The organism is Acidovorax sp. LjRoot66, assembly GCF_964253305.1.
GTDB lineage: Bacteria > Pseudomonadota > Gammaproteobacteria > Burkholderiales > Burkholderiaceae_C > Acidovorax.
This window is the reverse complement of sequence record NZ_CAXUQU020000001.1, coordinates 2,825,706-2,844,447: the sequence shown is the minus strand read 5'-3', so window position 1 is coordinate 2,844,447 and position 18,742 is coordinate 2,825,706. Positions and strand designations below refer to the sequence as shown.

Here is an 18,742-nt window from a genome sequence, read left to right as displayed (position 1 = left end):
CGGGGAAATCGACCGAGTGCGCGGCATGCCCCCCCCGTAATGGACTGTGACGGTCCCCAGAATGCTCAATCCCCCGCCCGCGGCAGCACCACGGTGATCCGCGTCGTGTTGGACTCGTCCGACACATCGAGTTCGATGCTGCCGTGCTGGGCCTGCACCAGCAGCCGCGCGGAGTAGGTGCCCAGGCCCGTGCCATCCGCCTTGCCCGAGGTCACGAACTTGTCGAAGAAGCGGCTGCGGATGGCCGCCGGCACGGCGCCGGTGTTGCTGATGGCGATGCGCAAGGGGTCCTGGTCCTGCAACTGTACCGAGACCCGGGAGTCGGTCGGTGCGGCTTCGCAGGCGTTCTTCAGCAGGTTCTGGAAGACCGAGTAGCACAGCGTGGCATCCGCCAGCGCCAGGGGCGGCTCTGCCCCCACGGCCACGTCCGTGTCCACCGCGATGGACAGCCCCTTCTCGGCAAAGGTCACCCGGTTCATCTCGGCAATGCGGCGCAGCAACTCGCCGATGCGCACCGGCTGCGCGCGCAGCACGAAGCGGCCCGATTCGATCTTGTACAGCTCGGACGACAGGTTGATCATGTTGAGCACCTGCATCACGCTCTCTTCCATCAGGCGCAGTTGCTCGACCTGGCGGCGCCCGACCGAGTCGTCCTCGATCAGCGCCTGCACCAGGCCCAGGGCGCCGGCCAGCGGCGCCTTGATGTCGTGCCGCGTGATGCGCTCGACATCCTCGCGCAGCTGGGCGGTCTCTACCATGCCGTCGAACTCGGCCTGCAGGTCCTTGCGCAGCTGCACATAGCGCATGAAATTGCGCACGCGCGGCTTGAGCGTCTCGGGGTCGATGGGCTTGGTGATGAAGTCCACGGCCCCCAGGTCCAGTCCCCGGATGCGCGCGTCGGCCGAGGCCATGGCGGTGACGAAGATGATGGGAATGGTCTCGGACGTGGGGTGCTCGCGCATCAGCCGGGCGACCTCGAAGCCGTCCATGCCGGGCATCATGATGTCCAGCAGCACCAGGTCGGGCGGGTCGTTGGAGGTCAGGACCTCCATCGCCTTGGCGCCGGTCTGCGCCAGCCGCACCCGGTACTCGCCCTTGAACAGCTGGGACAGCAGCAGCAGGTTGTCGGGCGTGTCGTCCACGATCAGTATCGTGGGGCGGGGTGCCTCCTGCGGCTCGGCCGGTGGCGCAGCGGCAGAGCCCTGTGCAGGCAAGGCTTGCGCGGGCAGCTCCTCGCCCGTGAAGTTGCCAGGGCCGCGCGGCTTCCACTGCAAGGCCTTTTCCAGGCGCTGCGCCAGCTGCTTGGGCGAGTAGGGCTTGAGCAGCATGGAGGTGACCCCGAGCGCGATGGCCTCCTCCACGCGCTTGCGCTCCGCCTCGGCGGTGATCAGCACGAAGGGGACCGCAAACAGCTTTTCGTCCGCGCGCATGGCCTGCAGCAGCTCCACGCCCGTCATCACGGGCATATTCCAGTCCGACAGCACCACGTCGAAGTGCTGGCCCTTGAGCAGGCGCAGGGCCTCGGCCCCGTTGCGCGCCGATTCGATGCGCTCCACCCCCATCTGCCGCAGCTGGTTGATGGTGACCTTGCGCATGGCCTCGAAATCGTCCACCACCAGGCAGCGCGCGCCCTGGCCGATGGTCGACGCATTGGAAACCGTGAAATGGCTCATGGTGCCTGCACCTCTTCAACGTGCCGGGCAGGGCCGGCAGCAGCCCCTGCGGCGTCTTCACCCACGAAGCGCTGAATGCCCACGGCCACGATGGGCTCCATGTCCACCAGCAACAGGCGGTGCTCCGGTCTGAACGCCTCGGTCAGGGCCAGCTCGATGATGGCCGTGACGCGCCCTGCATGCTTGATGGGCAGCAGGTAGATCGCGGCGGGAGTGCAGTGCCCCAGGCCCGACTGGATGCGCAGGTAGTCCGCCCCCGGCGCGTCGATGAGCACGGGCTCGCCCGTGGCGGCGCAGCGCTCGACCATGCCGGCCGTCGTCGGCCATTCCGACAGGGTCTGCTCTGCGGTAGACCCCGATCCCGCATAGTGGGCCAGCGCCCGAGCGCCGAGGTCTTCGTCCACCAGCACCATCAGCGCCTGCCCCATGGGCAGTTGCCGCGCCAGTTCGCGCAGCACGATGCGGGCAAAGGCCGCCAGCGTGTCCACCTGCTGCAGCGCGAGCAACAGGTCGGACACGGCGCGCCGCCGGTTGGCGTCGCAGGTCAACTGGGCGTGGCTCTGCTGCAGGGCCTTGAGCGTCACCTGGTGCCGGCCCGCCTCGCGCCGCAGCCGCGTGGCCCAGAACAGCATGGCCAGCAACACCCCGGCCAGGGCGGCGCCGACGGGGATGCCCCAGACCAGCCAGGCCCGGTGCCACTTCCCGCTGTTATCGAAAGAGGCAGAGAAGAGCTGGTACTCCATCAGCGACACGCCGTACCTGCGGCGCCACGAGACATCCAGGTTCGACCCTACGCGCCGGCTGTCATCGAAATAGCGCTGCAGCGCCCGCTCCAGGTCGGCGGCGGCGAAGGCAATGCCCCAACCCGCCGCAGTGGCCTCGCCCACCGCAAACAGCACGTCCAGGTTGTCGAGATCGTTGCGCACCCAGTGGAAGGCCGATTCGGCGGCGATCACGGTGAAGTCCGCCCGGCGCTGCGCCACCGCCCGCATGGACTGATCGGTGGGGGCTGTCTCGATGACAACGGGCGCGCTGTCCCCCAAGCCCGCGTTGAATCCCTGCAGCCACCCTTCATAGGCCGTCCCGGCCTGGACCGATGCCTTGCGCCCGGCAAGATCGGCCTCGGTGCGCAGCACGGAACGCATCTCGGGCCGTGCCACGACGACATTGCGCGTGGCAAAGTACGGCACCAGGGTCATCTTGGTCTTGCGCCAGTCGGTGATGTGCAGGTCGTTGGGGTACAGGTCACATTTGCCGGTGGCCAGCAGCGCGGCTTCGTAGCGCTCGCCCTGCACGGTCACGCCCTGTGCGTTGTGGAACTGCTGGTCCCACCGGGCAAGCGTCACCGTGCGGGCCTCAACGCCCAGGTAGCGGGCAAAATCTTCGCCATCCACCCGGTAGTTGTCGGCGCTGGAGCCTGCCACGCAGATGCGCAGCTCGCCGCTGCGCTCGATCTCCTGCAGCGTGCGGCCCAAGGCGCTGCCCGCGGCCAGTGTGAAGGCCAGAAGGCAGGCAAGGGATCGCATGCGCGCTTCCACTGCCCCGCCTCAGCCGGGGTGCGCAGGGGCCAAGGCCCCCAGCGCCTCCAGGGCACGATCGAAATCGATGCGCTCGATGGCACGGTTCACCACGGACAAAGACTGGGCAAGCGGGTCGCCATCCGCAGCCAGCCGTGCCACGAGGGCCTCCAGCACGTCGCCTGCATCCGCATCGCTGTCCCCCAGCAGCTTGCGCAGGCGCCCCAGCAAGGCCTCGGCCTCGGCGGAGCGCGCCACGGCAACGGCAGGTGCCGGCACGGCCTGCGCGGAAACGGCCCGGGCATCAAGGCCGGACGTCTGCAGCGCCTCGATCAGCGGGCGCAGCAGCACCCCCAGCTCGGCCAACAGCCCCACGGCCACCGGCGCACGGGCCTCGTGGGCGCCTTCCGCCTCCAGCGCCCCTGCGGCCGATGCGAGTTGCCTGGCACCGATGGTGCCCGCCGCGCCCTTGAGGGTGTGGGCCAGCCGCGTGGTGAGCGGCCAGTCGCCTTGCTGCACGGAATCGGCAACGGCCTGCTCGAAGCCCGTGTACTCTTCGAGGAACATGCCCAGCAGGCGCCGGTAGAGCCGCCGGTCGTTCTGAACGGTGCGCAGGCCTACGGCCTGGTCCACTCCGGGCAACTGCGGCAGGCCCGGGTCAGCCGCCTTGACGCCATGGCCGGGAACCTGGCCGTGTATCGCAATGGCAGAAGCCGCAGCGGCGGGCGCGGCAGGCTTGATCCAGCGCGCCATGCAGGCAAACATCTCCTCCACCCGCAGGGGCTTGGGGATGTGGTCCACCATGCCGGCCTCGATCACCTTCTCCCGGTCACCGGCCATGGCGTTGGCCGTCATGGCGATGATGGGCAGGTCGGCAAACTGCGGCAGCGAGCGCAGGTGGCGGGTGGCCGTGTAGCCGTCCATCACCGGCATCTGGCAATCCATGAGCACGCCGTCGAAGCGGGGGTCCGCAGCGAGCAGGTCCAGCGCCTCCTGGCCGTTGTTGGCCAGCACCACCTCCATGCCGGCCTGGCGCAACAGCTCCATGGCCAGCTCCTGGTTCAGTGCATTGTCTTCGACCAGCAGCACGCGCGCGCCCTTGAGCTGCTGCAGGTGCTCGGTCTGGCCCTGGGCACGGGTCGCCACCCGGTCGGACACCACGCGGCCGCGGCCCAGCGCCTCGCCCACGGCCTCCAGCAGGGTCGAGGCCGTGACCGGCTTGGTGAGCACCGCGTTCACCCGGGCGCCCCGGCTGTGCACGGCGTTCATGGCCTCTTCGCGGCCGAAGGCGGTCACCATGATCACCGCCGGGGCGGCGCCCCCCTTGAGCGCCTGCATCCGGCGCACGGTCTCGGCGCCATCCATGCGGGGCATCTTCCAGTCCATCAGCACCAGGTCGTAGGCCAGCGAGCGGCTGTCGGCGCTCTCCACCATGCGCAACCCTTCGTCGCCATCGCGGGCCATGTCCACCTCCAGGCCGAAACGGCGCGCCATGGTCGACAGGATCTCCCGAGCCGCGGCGTTGTCATCGACCACCAGGACGCGCAGGCCCAGCAGTTCATTGGCATCGAACATGCGCCGGGGCATGGGCTGTGCCTGCAGCCCGAACCGCACGTGGAAGTGGAAGGTCGAGCCATGCCCTTCGGTGCTCTCCACCCAGATGCGCCCCTGCATCATCTCCACCAGGGTCTTTGAGATCGCCAGGCCCAGGCCCGTGCCCCCATAGCGGCGAGTGGTGGAGCTGTCGGCCTGGCTGAACGACTGGAACAGCCGGGCGCACTGCTCGGGCGTCATGCCAATGCCCGAGTCCTTGACCCAGAAGTGCAGCTCGACCCCACCGCCTGGCTCGCCCTGCTGGCCGGCCACCTCGATCCCCAGCACGATCTCTCCCTGCTCCGCAAACTTCACGGCGTTGCTGCCCAGGTTGGCCAGGATCTGGCCCAGGCGCAGCGGGTCGCCGACCAGCGCGGTGGGCACGTCGTCCGCGGTGCTGAACAGCAGCTCCAGCCCCTTGTCCTCGGCCTTCATGCCGATCAGGTTGGCCACGTGGTCCAGCACATCCTCCAGGCGGAAGTCGACCTGCTCCATGGACATCTTGCCGGCTTCGATCTTCGAGAAATCGAGGATGTCGTTGATGATGCCCAGCAGGCTCTCAGCCGCGCGGTTGACCTTCTCGATGTAGTTGCGCTGCTTGTTGTCCAGCGCCGTTTGCAGGGCCAGGTGCGACATGCCGATGATGGCGTTCATCGGCGTGCGGATCTCATGGCTCATGTTGGCCAGGAACTCGCTCTTGGCCCGGGTGGCCTCTTCCGCCATCTCCTTGGCCCGCCGGATATCCTCCTCCGACTTCTTGCGGTCCGTCACGTCGAAGGCAATGCTGCACAGGCCCGATATCTCGTCCCCCTGGCGCATCGGCACCTTGGTGACCTGGAAGTGGCGCTCCTGATCGCCCTGGCCCGCTACTTCCTCCGTCACCAACAGTTGGCCTGCCTCCAGTGCCTGCAGGTCCATGGCGTGGTAGGACTGGCCGCGCCCCGGCGGGTGCACCTCGATGGCCGAGTGCCCCAGCACCTGCGCCCGCGCGAGGCCGGTGGCACGCTCCCAGTCGGAGTTCACGTAGGTGTAGGCGCCCTGCACATCCTTGACGTAGATGGCGGAGTTGATGTTCTCCAGCACGGCCTCCATGAACTGGCGGCTGCGCTGCACTTCCTGCTCGGCCTCCTTGCGCCCGGTCACGTCCAGCAGCATCCACACCGTGCCCTTGCCCAGGTCGCCCGGGTCAATGGCCGCGCCGCTGAGCTGGCACCAGAAACGCGTGCCATCGGCCCGCGCCAGTTCCTCCTCGCGGTGGTGCTTTTCGCCGCGCGACAGCTGCTCGTAGATTTCGCTGAGTCCCTGGTTGAAGGCTTCGTCGGTCGCATACCACGCACGGGGCGACTGGCCCAGCTGTTCGGTGCCAAACAGGGCGTCGAGCTGGCTGTTGCCGCGCACGACCACGCGGTCCCTGATGAAGGCGATGCCCAGTGTGGTGGCCTCGAACATGGCGGTCTGCTCGGCGTTGGCCAGGCGCATGGCCTCCTGGGACTTCTTGTGCTCGGTGATGTCGGTGGCGATGCCGCAGATTCCGTAGATTTCACCCGCCTCGTTGACCAGCGGCGTCTTCGTGGTCATGAACGAGCGCTGCTCCGAGCCATCGGCCGTGGGGATGATCTCCTCGTAGGTGATGGACTCGCCCTGCTCCAGCACCCGACTCTCCACCTCGACGATCTTGTCCGCCATTTCCTTGGGCCACAGCTCGTGCGCGCTTTTGCCCACTACCTCATTCTCACTGACGCCCACGTATTTCGAGTAGGTGGCGTTCAGCAGCTGGTAGCGGCCTTCGCGGTCCTTGAGGGTGATGATGGAGCCGATGCCGTCCACCAGGGTGCGGATCTGGCGCTGGCTGTTGCGCACTTCCTGCTCCACCCGGTTGCGATCGGTCACGTCGCGCACCGAGGCGCACACGCAGACGCCATGCCCGCCGATGGCGGGCAGGCGCGACAGGCCGACCTCCACCGGAAACTCGCTGCCATCCTTGCGCACGCCTTTCAGGCTGGCATTGTTGCCCCCCATGTTGCGCGGCAGCCCGACCGCCAGGAAGCCCTCGCGCAGGCCCGGGTGCCTTCCGCGGATGGCGTGCGGCACCAGTATTTCCATGGGCTGGCCCACCAGCTCGTGCTCGGCATAGCCGAACAGATCGAGCATGCGCGGGTTGACCATGATCACCGTGCCGTGCTCGTCGGTGACCATCAGGCCATCGGGGGCGGATTCGATAATGCCGTGGTACCAGGCCTCGGTGGCGGCGATGGAATCCTTTTGCGCCGCCAGCTCCTGGGCCTGCTGCTCCAGGGTCTGCGCCTGGGCCTGGGTTTCCTCCAGCAACCGGTGCGTGGCCACGTTGCGCTCCAGGATCTCCAGGTTGGCGGCCAGCGCGGGCATCAGCGCGTCCAGCAGGGCCTGGCGCGCAGGCGTCAGGTCCTCAAAGCTGGCAATCTCCAGAACGCCCAGCAAGTCGTCGCCGCGCTGGATCGGCAGCACGCAGATGCACCGGGGCGCTGCATCGCCCAGCGCCGAGCCAATGCGCACGTAGTCGGCAGGCGGCTCCCTGAGCGTGATGGCGCTGCGCTCCAGCGCGCACTGCCCCACCAGGCCCTGGCCCAGCTGGATGTATTGCTCCAGCGACTTGCGTTCGCGGTGGGCAAAGCCGGTCAGGAGGCGCAGGCGGCGCTGGTTCTTCTCGTAGATGTAGAGCACCCCGTGCCCCACATTCAGCAAGGGGGCGGACAGGGCAAAAAAGCGCTGCGCCAGCTCCACGAAGGAGCGGGTCGATTGCAGCTCGACCGAGACGGAGGCGGTGTGGGTCTTCACCCAGCGCTGCATCTCCAGCTCGCGGGCCCCCTGCTGCAGCACGGCCACGGCGCGCGCCAAGGCGCCCAGATCGTTGAGGTATGAGGTATGGGGTACCTCCTGCTGCAGGTCCCCTCCGGCAATGCGCTCCACCGCCGTGCGCAGCTCGAAGGCCGGCACACGGATGGACCGGGCGATCAGCCACGCAAAAAGCACGCTGAACAGCGCCCCTGCGGCCAGCAGCAGGCCGCCATGCATCCGCGTCTGCTGTGCCAGCTCCTGCACCGACCTGAGTGTGGAGCGGGCTCCATCCTCCTTTGTGGCGGCCACGGCTTCCATCGCCTGCGCCACGGTGTCGCCCACCACCCCGAACTCGCGGCTCGCCGCCTGCCTTCGCGCCTCTTCCAGTTGCCCTTGCCTGGCCAGCTCCAGCAACTGCTCGACGTTCTTGCGGTACACCGCATAGTTCTGCTCGAAGGTCAGCAGGTTGCGCGTGTTGTCTTCGCGGATGATGCGCCCGCGCAATTGGCCGAGCTCGCGCACGATGTCCTGGTGCGACTGGTCCAGCTTCTCAAGGGCCTGCGCCCTGTCGGCGGCCTCGGTGGTGAGCAGGAAGTTGCGCATGTGCCGCCCCATGCTGGCATAGTGGAACTGGATTGCACGGGCGTTGGAGATGCCCTGCAGGTCCTTTTCATACATGGCCTGGATGTCGTCATTGACGCGGCCCACCGTCTGCATACCCTGCACGCTGAGCACGGCGGCCATGACAAGGACGACGAAGAAGGCAAACGCCAGCTTCGCGGTGAGCGAAGACCGGTGGTAGTGCTGTACCAGTGCATTCATGAAAAGCCTTCCTCAGTGTCCCGGGACGCAGCCTGGCCAGTTGGCCGGCCGCCGGGGGCTGTCACGGGTGGCGCATGGACCGGGCCATGCTCAGGGCGTGGGCGGGCTGGCCGGGGTGGTCGCCAGCTCCAGGTGCCGGGCCTTATCGGCCATGTCCGCATCGCTGTCGGCAAACTTCTGCGCAATGCGCTGGAACTCGTCGAGCATGCCGAGGAAGGCGTCCAGGATGTCCGGGTCGAAATGCGATCCCCGGCCCTCGCGCATGATGTCCACGGCCTTGGCGTGCGGCATGCCTTCCTTGTAGACACGGCGGCTGATCAGTGCATCGTAAACGTCGGCCACGGCCATGATGCGCGCCGACAGCGGAATCGCCTCGCCCGCCAGCCCTTGCGGATAGCCGCTGCCGTCCCACTTCTCCTGGTGGCCGTAGGCGATCTCCTTGGCGTACTGCAAAAACTCCACCGGCATGCCCAACTGGTCCTCGGCGTGCTGTATCGCGTCACGGCCCAGGGTCGTGTGGGTCTTCATCACCTCGAACTCGTGCGGCTCGAAGCGCCCGGGCTTGAGCAGGATGCGGTCCGGGATGCCGACCTTGCCGATGTCGTGCAGGGGCGCCGACTTGTAGAGCATGTCGATCACATGGTCGCTCAGCGCAGCACTGAAGCGGGGGTGGCCTTTCAGCGCCGTGGCCAGCGCCCGCACGTAGTGCTGCGTGCGGCGAATGTGGTTGCCGGTCTCGTTGTCGCGCGTCTCGGCCAGGGAGGCCATGGCCAGGATGGTGACGTCCTGGATGGCCGCCAGTTCGCGCGTGCGTTTTTGCACCTCGGTCTGCAAGAACTGGTTCTGGTCGCGCAGGAAGTCGGCGCCGGCCTTGGCCTGCAGTTGGGTGGCCACGCGCGCCAGCACGATGGGGGGGTTGATGGGCTTGGTGATGAAGTCGGCCGCGCCCAGCGCCAGCCCCACTTTCTCGTCCTCGGTCCCCGTCATGGCGGTCAGGAAGATGATGGGGATATGCCGCGTGGCGGGCTCCGCCTTGAGCTGGCGGCACACCTCGTGGCCCGACATGCCGGGCATCATCACGTCCAGCAGGATCAGGTCGGGTGGGGGCGTGCTGCGCGCGATCTGCAAGGCCTTCTCGCCCGAGCCTGCCAGCTTCACGCGGTACTGGTCCTTGAGCAGGCCGGACAGTACCCACAGATTATCGGAAGAGTCATCGACGGCAAGTATCAATGGACGCAAAGCGTCTTCCGATGTGTCTGGCATCAGCCGCTCCCTGGTGTTATAGGCACTCCACTGACACCACTATCTCTTACCCGTGCCCGTTTGACAAGCTTCGCTTGTCCATCCGCGCGGCATGCGTCGCACCACACGGCACACCAACGGTGTCGCCATGCTTCGTACGCCTTAGGCCGTATTCAGCAGCGCGCGCCCGTTCCCCATACTCCGCAATACAGACACGCCGGCACCTGGGCGTAGCGCCAGCCATTCCAGCGCACCCGCACTGCCCAACGAACTCCCCCATGCTCATCGCCCAGCTTTCAGACCCCCATGTGCGCGAAGCCGGCGTGCTCTACCAGGGCGTGGTGGATTCGAACCGCATGTTCGCCCAGGCCCTGGCGCACCTCACCACGCTGGACCGCCGGCCCGACCTGATCGTGCTGACCGGCGACCTGGTGGACCATGGCCGGCCTGCGGAGTACCAGGAAGTGCGGCGTCTGCTGGCTGCGACCACCATTCCCTGGCTGGCGATAGCCGGCAACCACGACGAGCGAGAGGCCTTCCGCACCGCGTTCCACGACCAGGCGTACCTGCCCCGCGCAGGCGCGCTGCATTTCTGCGTGGACGACCACCCGGTACGCATCGTCGCCGTGGACTCGTGCATCCCCGGGCGGCAGCATGGCCGGGTGGATGCGGCGGCGCTGGCCTGGCTCGACGCCATCCTGTCGGAAGCACGCGACAAGCCCACCTTGCTGATGCTGCACCACCCGCCCTTCATGAGCGGCATCCCTTACATGGAAGAATACCGCTGCATGGACGCCGACGGCCTTGAAGCGGTGGTGCGCGCCCACCCGCAGGTGGAGCGCGTGCTGTGCGGCCATGTGCACCGCAGCATGCTGCGGCGCTGGGCGGGTACGGTGGTGTGCACCGCGCCCAGCACCACCACCGAGATCTGCCTACAGCTGCGCCCGGATGCGGCACCTGCCTCGGTCGTCGGCCCTGCGGGCTGCCTGCTGCACCTGTGGGACCCGGTGCACGGCATGGTCAGCCACCTGAGCCACATCGGGCGCTTTGAGGGGCCCTACCCGTTTGCGTAGCCCCCTGGGCGCGCCAGGCCTCCAGCCTGCGAGCCAAGCAAACGGCTGCGGGCACTGAAGCCGAAGCCCTTCGGAGCACAGGGCATGCACCGGTGGCCTTGTCGCCCAGAGAGCGCGCCATGCCCTGGGCAAAGCACTGCCGGCTTCGGCGCACACCCCACACCCCACACCCCACACCCCACACCCCACCTTCGGCCATGCAGGGAGCTCTGCAGCAGACTATCCGCCTGATGGACACTTATCCAAAAATTTGACACAGATCAAATCATCCATAAAATGGACACAAGTCTCATCAGACGAACAATCTATTCCAACCCACCGACCCCCACGGAGACGACTGTGAACAAGGAAATGTCTGAAACGCTCACCCGCGTAGGCCCCGGTACGCGCATGGGCAACCTGATGCGCCGCTACTGGGTGCCTGCTCTGGCGTGCGCCGAAATACCCGAGCCCGATGGCCCGCAGGTGCGCGTGCAACTGCTGGGCGAAAAGCTGCTCGCCTTTCGCAACACCGACGGCCAGGCCTGCCTGATCGGCGAGTTCTGCTCGCACCGGGGCGTGTCGCTCTACTTCGGGCGCAACGAAGAGAACGGCATCCGCTGCGCCTACCACGGCGTCAAGTTCGACGGCAAGGGCCAGTGCGTGGACGTGCCCTCCTCGCCCCAGGCCTGCTCGCGCATGCACATCAAGGGCTACCCCTGTGTGGAGCGTGGCGGCATCGTCTGGGCCTACATGGGCCCGGCCGACCAGCAGCCCGCGCCGCCCGAGCTGGAGTGGTGCACCCTGCCGCCCGAGCATGTGTTCGTCTCCAAGCGCCTGCAGTACAGCAACTGGCTGCAGGCCATGGAAGGCGGCATCGACACGGCCCACGTCTCGTACGTGCACCGCTTCGAGGTGGACACCGACCCCATGCATCAGGGCGTGAAGGCGCTCGACTACATCAAGGCCGACGGCAACGTGAAGTTCGAGATCGAGCAGACCCCCTTCGGGCTGAGCCTGTTCGGGCGGCGCAACGGCGAGGCCGATTCGTACTACTGGCGCATCACGCAGTACCTGTTCCCGTGGTTCACGCTGATCGCGCCGTTCGGCGAGCACGCGCTGGGCGGCCATGTGTGGGTGCCCATCGACGACCACAGCTGCTGGGCCTGGAGCATCAACTGGCAGCCTGCCCACCCGCTCACCGCCGAGGAGCGCACTGCGATGGAGGAAGGCAAGGGCATCCACGTCGAGTACGAGGCGCCGGGCAGCTTCGTCCCCAAGGCCAACCGCGACAACGACTACGGCATGGACCGCGTGGCCCAGCGCGAGGACCGCTCCTACAGCGGCATCTTCGGATTCTCGGCGCAGGACTACTCGCTGCAGGAGAGCATGGGTTCCATCCAGGACCACGAGGCCGAGAAGCTGCTGCCCACCGACAAGGCCATCGTCATGGCCCGGCGCATGCTGCACGAGGCGGCCCTGGGCCTGGAGCAGGGCCAGACGCCCCCAGCCCTGGATGCCCGCGAACAACACGTGCGCCCTGCCGGCGTGCTGCTGCCCAAGGACCAGGACCCCGTGGCCTGGGCGCGCGAGGAACTGGCCGACGCCACGAAGAAGCCGGTCTTCAGCCTCTGACCCAAGCGCCCCAGCGGGGCGCCCGCACGATAGACAACAACGGAGACAGCGATGCAAAACCCCATGAAACTCGCCGCCACCCTGGCGCTACTGGCCTGCGCGGCCCCTTCTGCCTGGGCCCAGGCCGCCGCAGCCACCGACTGGCGCCCGACCAAGCCGGTGCGCATCGTCGTGCCCATCACCGGCAGCACCAACGACGTGCTGGCGCGCATGATTGCGCCCAAGCTGCAGGAGGCGATGGGCCAGCCCTTCTTCGTCGAGAACAAGCCGGGTGCGGGCGGCAACATCGGCGCCGCCGAAGTGAGCCGTGCGGCCCCGGACGGCCACACCCTGCTGATCGGCTACAACGGGCCGCTGGCCATCAATGTCACGCTGTTCGACAAGATGCCCTACGACCCGCAGAAGGACCTGGCGCCCATCACGCTGGCCGTGAAGTCGCCGCAGTATCTGGTGGTGAACCCGGACACCGGCATCACCGACGTGCGGGACTTCATCGCCAAGGCCAAGGCCGACCCGAAGAAGTACGCCTACGGCTCGGTCGCCATGGGCAGCGCCTCGCACCTGACCATGGAGATGATGAAGTCAGCCGCTGGCTTCCAGATGACGCACGTGCCCTACCGCGGCGCAGGCCCGGCCATCACGGACCTGATCGCGGGCAATATCCAGGCCGGCTTCTTCGTGCCGGGCAATGTGCAGGGTTTCGTCAAGGAGGGGCGCCTGAAGCTGCTGGCTTCCACCGGTCCCAAGCGCTTTCCGAGCACGCCGGACATCCCCACCCTGGCCGAGTCGGGCCTGAAGGATTTCGAGGCCACGTCGTGGATCGGCCTGCTCGCGCCGGCCAACACGCCGCCGGCCATCGTCAACAGCTACCACCAGGCGATGGTGCGCATACTGAACTCGCCCGATATCACCAAGCGCCTGCAGGAGATGGAGTTCGAGGTCGTCGCCAGCACGCCCAAACAGTTCAGCGACTGGATCGCCACCGAGATCACGCGCTGGGGCAAGGTCATCAAAGCCACTGGCGCGAAGGCAGATTAAGACGATGCGCAACGAACTCCGACTCGCAGGGCGCACCGCCCTGATCACCGGTGCGGGCGCGGGCATCGGCGCCGCAGCCGCCCATCTCTTTTGCCGCGAAGGCGCCGCCGTGCTGCTGGTGGACGCCAACGGCGAGGCGCTCGAACGCACACGAACGGCCATCGAAGAGGCCCTGCCCGGCGCACGCCTGGCCTGCGCCACGGCCGACGTGGCCGACGAGGCCGCCGCCCTGGCCGCCGTGCAGCAGTGCGCCACTCTGTGGGGGGGCCTCGACATCCTGGTGAACAACGCGGCCATGCGCAACTACAGCGCGGCAGCGGACGCCACGGCCGCCGAATGGCATGCCATGGTGGGCGTGAACCTGGTGGGCATGTCCAACTACTGCCGCGCGGCCCTGCCGGCGCTGCGCACGGCGGGCACAGGCAGCATCGTCAACGTGTCATCGTGCTACGCCGTCACCGGGCGCAAGGGCATGGCGCTGTACGACGCGACCAAGGCCGCCCAGCTGGCGTACACGCGCAGCCTGGCCTTCGAGGAAGCCCCGCACGGCGTGCGCGCCAACGCGGTGTGCCCCGGCTCCACGCTGACCGACTTCCACGTCGGCCGCGCGCAGGGGGCGGGCAAGAGCGTCGAGCAGCTCAAGGTGGAGCGCAAGGACACCTCGCTGATCGGCCGCTGGGCATCGCCCGAAGAGATCGCCTGGCCCATCCTCTGGCTCGCATCCGGCGAAGCCTCGTTCATCACCGGCACCACGCTGATGGTGGACGGTGGCCTGCACATCATGTGAGAGCGCCATGTCCTCCAGCTCCCTTCAGGCATTCGTTCAGCAGCTGCGGTACGAGGCGGCGGGCACCGTCAGCGTGGAGCTGCGCCCGCTGGCGCCGGCCACGGCCTTCGCGCAGGCGGTCGAAGCCGGTGCCCACATCGACCTGCACCTGGCCGATGGCCTCACGCGCAGCTACTCGCTGACCAACCCCGGCGAAAGCCACCGCTACGTGGTGGCCGTGGCGCTGGACAAGGCCAGCCGCGGGGGCTCGCGCTTCGTGCACGAATCCCTGCGCGTGGGCCGACAGATCGCCATCGGCGGGCCGCGCAACCACTTCGCGCTCGACGAAGCCGCGCCCTACAGCGTGCTAGTGGCCGGCGGGATCGGCATCACGCCCATCTACGCCATGCTGCAGCGGCTGGCAGCGCTCGGGCGCCCGGCCCACCTCATCTACTGCGCGGGCAGCCGCCAGAGCGCGGCCTTCGTGGCCGAGATCGAGTCGCTCGCCTCCGCCTCCCAAGGCCGGCTCACGGTGGACTGGCATTTCAAGGACGAGCGCGGCACGCGCGCCGACCTGCCCCACCTGCTGGCCGGCCACCCCGCAGGCACGCACTTCTACTGCTGCGGCCCCTTGCCCCTGCTGGATGCCTATGAGCAGGCCTGCGAACAGCTGGGCCTGGCCCATGTGCACCTGGAGCGCTTTGCCGCCGCGCCGCTGGCCGCGCCCCAGACGCCCCAGGACGGCTATGCCGTGGAGCTGCGCAAGTCCGGCAAGACCGTGCACGTGGCGCCCGGCATCGCGCTGCTGGACGCACTGATCGACGCTGGCATGAACCCCGAGTACAGCTGCCGCGAGGGGGTGTGCGGCGCCTGCGAGGTCAAGGTCATCTCGGGCGATGTGGACCACCGCGACCTGATCCTGAGCAAACAGGAGCAGGCGGCCAATCGGTCGATGATGGTCTGCGTCTCGGGCTGCAAGTCGGGAGTCCTCGTGCTCGATTGCTGAACACCGCCACCCATGCAAACGCCGGCCGTTGCGCAATGCAACGGCCGGCGTTCCTTGTTGGCAAGCGTCAAACCAGCAGTTCTGGCTGCTCGGCAATCACCTTGTCCATCAGCGGCTGCATGGCGAACCAACCCGCACGGTGCGAGCCGAGCTGGCGCGCCGTGGCGGCGGCCGTGGCCGCGTCGATCTCGATGGGCGAACCCACCGCGCAGGCCAGCAGGTACTGCTCGAAGGCGCGCTCCATGCGCAAAAACCAGAAGACCGCCTCGTCCACCGAATGGCCCACGGTGAAGTGCGCGTGGTTGCGGCAGATCACGGCCTTGCCCTGGCCCAGGCTCTGGGCGATGAGGTCGCCTTCGGACAGCTCGCTGGCAATGCCGCCATAGGCCTGCATGACGGCATGGTCGCCGTAGAACGCGCAGGCCTCCTGCGTGATGGGCGGCAGCGGCCGACCCAGCGAGGCAAAGGCCGTACCGTAGCGCGAATGCGAGTGCGCTGCCGCCACCACATCGGGCCGCGCGCGGTGGATGCGCGAGTGGATGGAGAACGCCGCCGCATTCACCGGGTGCTGGCCCTGCACGATGCGCCCGTCGTGGTCGATGAGCACCAGGTCGGACACCGTGATGCGGCTGAAGTGCATGCCCAGCGGGTTGACCCAGAAGTGGTCCGTGAGAATGGGGTCGCGCGCGCTGATGTGGCCCGCGATACCGGCGTCGAAGCCATGCATCGCGAAGATGCGAAAGCCTGCAGCCAGGCGCTGCTTCAAGTGCAGGCGCTCGTCCTCCGGGCTGGCGAACACCGGTGGGGTGGGCCAGTTCAGGCCCGTGCTGGTGACCTGCAGCAGCACCTCGGGGGTGGATTGTTGGGTGGTTGCGGGCATCGCGTCGCCTTTCAATCGGCCTTCACGCCGCTGCGCCGGGCGGCCTCTTTCCAGCGCACGATCTCGCTGTCGATCTGATCGGAGAACTGGGCCGGGCTGCTGGAAGCAACGGGCGTCACCCCCAGGGCCTCCAGCCGCTGCCTGGCCTCCGGCGTGGCCGCGATGCGCTCCACCTCCGCATGCAGGCGCTTGACGATCTCGGGCGGCGTGTTGGCCGGCGCGAACAGGCCACTCCAGAGCGTGATGGTGGCGTCGATGCCCAGTTCCTTCATCGTCGGCACGTCGGGGTACTGCTTCATGCGCTCGGCGGAGGTCACCGCCAGGGGCTTGGCCTTGCCGCTGTTGATGCCCGTGGCCGCCGGGCCTGCGTCGATGATGGTCATGGACACCGTCTTGGACATCACCGCCGTCACCGACTCCATGCTGCCCTTGTAGCCGATGTGCGAGAACTTCGCGCCCGTGGCCTCGTTGAACAGCTCGGTGATCAGCTGGAACGATGCCGCACTGGCCCCGTAGTTGGAGCGCTCGGGGTGGCGGATGGAGGCCTCCACCAGCTCCTTGACGTTGCGCGCCGGGTCGTCCTTGTTGGCGATCAGCACCAGCGGGAAGGTGCCGGTAAGCGAGATGGGCGCGAAGTCCGTGGGCTTGTAGGGCAGCTTCGAATACAGCGCGTGGTTGAACACCATGGGGCCGCTGGCGCCCATGAGCAGGGTGTAGCCATCGGGCTTGGCGCGCGCCACGGCCTGGGCACCGATGATGGAGGCGACCCCGGCGCGGTTCTCCACGATGACCGTCTGCTTGAGCACAGGCTGCAGCTTTTCGGCCAGGAAGCGCGCGATCACGTCGTTGGCGCCCCCGGGCGCATAGCCCACGATGATGGTGATGGGCTTGTCGGGCCACTGCGCCGCGGTGGCGCCCATGGAGGCGCCCATGGAAGTGGCCAGGCAGGTGAGTGCCAGGAGGGTCTTGGTGGCTCGGCCGAGCCCGGTGGTTGCGTGTGTCATGTGTCTCCTTTTTATGTATTCGGGGGAATGTCCGGTGGCGTCCCACCTATCGTGGCATGCGGCCTGCCATCAGGCCACTTCCACGTCGATGACGCTGGGGCCCTGGCGCTGCAGGGCCTGTGCAAGCGCTGGCTCGACCTGCTCCCAGCGGTCCACCTTCTCGCCAAAGCAGCCCTGCGACGTGGCCAGGCCGCTGAAATCGATGCCGGGGATGTCGATGCCGACCAGTTTTTCACTCGGCGCGAAGCCGAGCACGCCGGCAAAGCGCTTGAGCGCCGCATAGCGGCGGTTGTTGAGCACCACGAAGACCACGTTGGCGCCCTGCTGGGCAGCCGTCCACAGGCTCTGGATGCTGTACATGCTGGAGCCGTCGCCAATCACACAGATGACACGCCGGTCGCGCCGCGCCATGGCGATGCCCACGGCCGCCGGCATGCCGTAGCCCAGCCCGCCGCTGGCCATGGTGTAGAAGGTGCCGGGCTCGGTGATGGGCAGGTACTGGTGCATCACCACGCGGGCCGTCGGCGCCTCCTCGACGATGATGTCGCGCGCATCACGCAGCCGCGACAGGGTCTGCAGCACGTAGGCCACGCTGATGGGGCTGGTGCCCTCGGCCAGCGCGGGCCGGGGGCGGCGCGGCACGTCGGCCGCGAGCCGCTCGCCCAGGCCCTGCAGCAGCGCCTGCAGCCCCAGGCGCACGCTGCCCTGCACCGCAATGCCCTGGGGCACGGAGGCGGCGGCCTCGGCGTCGTCGGTCAGCACCGCCAGCATGGCGTCCTCGGGCAGGTGCGAGCCTTCGGTATCGCGCTCCACATGGTAGGTGAACGCAGGCCCGCCGACCACCAGCACCAGGTCATGGCCGTGCAGTTGCTCACGAATGGCCGCCGCCGAGGCGGGCAGGAAGCCCTGGAAGTGGGGATGTGTCTCGGGGAAGGAGGCGCGCGAGGACATGGGCGCCGCGAAGACGGCAGCCTGGCAAGCCTCTGCCAGCTGCACTGCTTCGGGCCAGGCCGACTCCCGATCAATGGCCGCGCCCACCACCAGGGCGACGCGCCGGCTTCTGCCGATCAGCGTGCGCAGCCGCTGGATCTGCGCCGGGTCGGGCGCCACTGCCTGGCTTACCTGCGCCGCCATCAGCGGCTGGCAGCCCCTGTCCCAGTCGTCGGAGGGCACCGACACCAGCACGGGGCCGCGTGGCTGCTGCATGGCGATGTGGTAGGCCTTGCGGATGGCTGCGGGCACGTCCTCCGCGCGCGCGGGTTCGATGCTCCACTTCACATAGGGCTGGGGCAGCTCGGCCGCGCGGCGCGAGTTCAGATACGGGTCGAAGGGCTGGATCGAGCGCGACTGCTGGCCCGCGATGATGACCAGCGGCGTCTGGTTCTTGAAGGCAGTGTAGATGTTGCCCATGGCGTTGCCCACGCCGGCAGCCGAGTGCAGGTTCACGAACGCGGCGTTGCCGCTGGCCTGCGCGTATCCGTCGGCCATGCCGACCACCGAGGCCTCCTGCAGGCCCAGCACGTACTCGAAATCGTCGGGAAAGTTGCGCACCATCGGCAGCTCGGTGGAGCCGGGGTTGCCGAAGATCTTCGTGCAGCCCACCTCGCGCATCAGGTGGTAGAAGGTGTCGCGCACGCTGGGCAGGGCCAGTCCCTGCAGGGCCTGGGTTGTAATTGGGGATGAATTCATCGGGTCGCTTT

At 67.9% G+C, this 18,742-nt stretch carries 12 protein-coding genes; 5 read left to right on the top strand and 7 right to left on the bottom strand.

Going from position 1 to position 18,742, the window contains the following annotated elements; all coding sequences use genetic code 11:
* Nucleotides 1-65: 65 nt before the first annotated feature.
* The 4 genes from ACSQ3Y_RS13070 to ACSQ3Y_RS13055 form a co-directional block, all read right to left on the bottom strand.
* On the bottom strand, nt 66-1,673 hold the full coding sequence (locus ACSQ3Y_RS13070) for an ATP-binding response regulator (RefSeq protein WP_436177559.1): 1,608 nt from the start codon (nt 1,671-1,673) through the stop codon (nt 66-68).
* Nucleotides 1,670-3,199 (bottom strand): GAF domain-containing protein, encoded by a 1,530-nt coding sequence (locus ACSQ3Y_RS13065; RefSeq protein WP_436177558.1) that lies wholly within the window; start codon nt 3,197-3,199, stop codon nt 1,670-1,672. The genes ACSQ3Y_RS13070 and ACSQ3Y_RS13065 overlap by 4 nt, the downstream gene beginning before the upstream one ends.
* A gap of 21 nt (nt 3,200-3,220) precedes the next feature.
* Nucleotides 3,221-8,419 carry a PAS domain S-box protein gene (locus ACSQ3Y_RS13060; protein WP_436177557.1) on the bottom strand — a complete coding sequence of 1,733 codons (5,199 nt, stop codon included), beginning with the start codon at nt 8,417-8,419 and terminating at the stop codon, nt 3,221-3,223.
* A 90-nt stretch (nt 8,420-8,509) separates the two neighbouring features.
* Nucleotides 8,510-9,682, bottom strand: a complete 1,173-nt coding sequence (locus tag ACSQ3Y_RS13055) for an HD-GYP domain-containing protein (RefSeq protein WP_436177556.1) — start codon at nt 9,680-9,682, stop codon at nt 8,510-8,512.
* Nucleotides 9,683-9,939: 257 nt separating this feature from the next.
* Here ACSQ3Y_RS13055 and ACSQ3Y_RS13050 point away from each other — a divergent pair, with 257 nt between their 5' ends.
* From ACSQ3Y_RS13050 to ACSQ3Y_RS13030, 5 genes are all read left to right on the top strand, one after another.
* Nucleotides 9,940-10,734, top strand: a complete 795-nt coding sequence (locus ACSQ3Y_RS13050) for a phosphodiesterase (RefSeq protein ID WP_436177555.1) — start codon at nt 9,940-9,942, stop codon at nt 10,732-10,734.
* A gap of 339 nt (nt 10,735-11,073) precedes the next feature.
* Nucleotides 11,074-12,348, top strand: coding sequence for a Rieske 2Fe-2S domain-containing protein (locus ACSQ3Y_RS13045; RefSeq protein ID WP_436177554.1), 1,275 nt, complete (start codon nt 11,074-11,076; stop codon nt 12,346-12,348).
* Between the two features lie 51 nt (nt 12,349-12,399).
* Nucleotides 12,400-13,386 carry a Bug family tripartite tricarboxylate transporter substrate binding protein gene (locus ACSQ3Y_RS13040; protein ID WP_436177553.1) on the top strand — a complete coding sequence of 329 codons (987 nt, stop codon included), beginning with the start codon at nt 12,400-12,402 and terminating at the stop codon, nt 13,384-13,386.
* A 4-nt stretch (nt 13,387-13,390) separates the two neighbouring features.
* On the top strand, nt 13,391-14,173 hold the full coding sequence (locus ACSQ3Y_RS13035) for an SDR family NAD(P)-dependent oxidoreductase (RefSeq protein ID WP_436177552.1): 783 nt from the start codon (nt 13,391-13,393) through the stop codon (nt 14,171-14,173).
* Nucleotides 14,174-14,180: 7 nt separating this feature from the next.
* Complete coding sequence (locus ACSQ3Y_RS13030) at nt 14,181-15,158, top strand: PDR/VanB family oxidoreductase (RefSeq protein WP_436177551.1); 978 nt, start codon at nt 14,181-14,183, stop codon at nt 15,156-15,158.
* A 67-nt stretch (nt 15,159-15,225) separates the two neighbouring features.
* On the opposite strand, the gene ACSQ3Y_RS13025 is transcribed toward ACSQ3Y_RS13030, so the two are convergent.
* The 3 genes from ACSQ3Y_RS13025 to mdlC all read right to left on the bottom strand — a co-directional run bounded on the left by ACSQ3Y_RS13025 (nt 15,226) and on the right by mdlC (nt 18,731).
* Nucleotides 15,226-16,038, bottom strand: a complete 813-nt coding sequence (locus ACSQ3Y_RS13025) for a class II aldolase/adducin family protein (RefSeq protein ID WP_436177550.1) — start codon at nt 16,036-16,038, stop codon at nt 15,226-15,228.
* Nucleotides 16,039-16,049: 11 nt separating this feature from the next.
* Entirely contained in the window at nt 16,050-17,042 is a 993-nt protein-coding gene (locus tag ACSQ3Y_RS13020) for a Bug family tripartite tricarboxylate transporter substrate binding protein (protein ID WP_436177549.1), read from the bottom strand.
* A gap of 69 nt (nt 17,043-17,111) precedes the next feature.
* Nucleotides 17,112-18,731, bottom strand: coding sequence for a benzoylformate decarboxylase (gene mdlC / locus ACSQ3Y_RS13015; protein ID WP_057204710.1), 1,620 nt, complete (start codon nt 18,729-18,731; stop codon nt 17,112-17,114).
* Nucleotides 18,732-18,742: the final 11 nt, after the last annotated feature.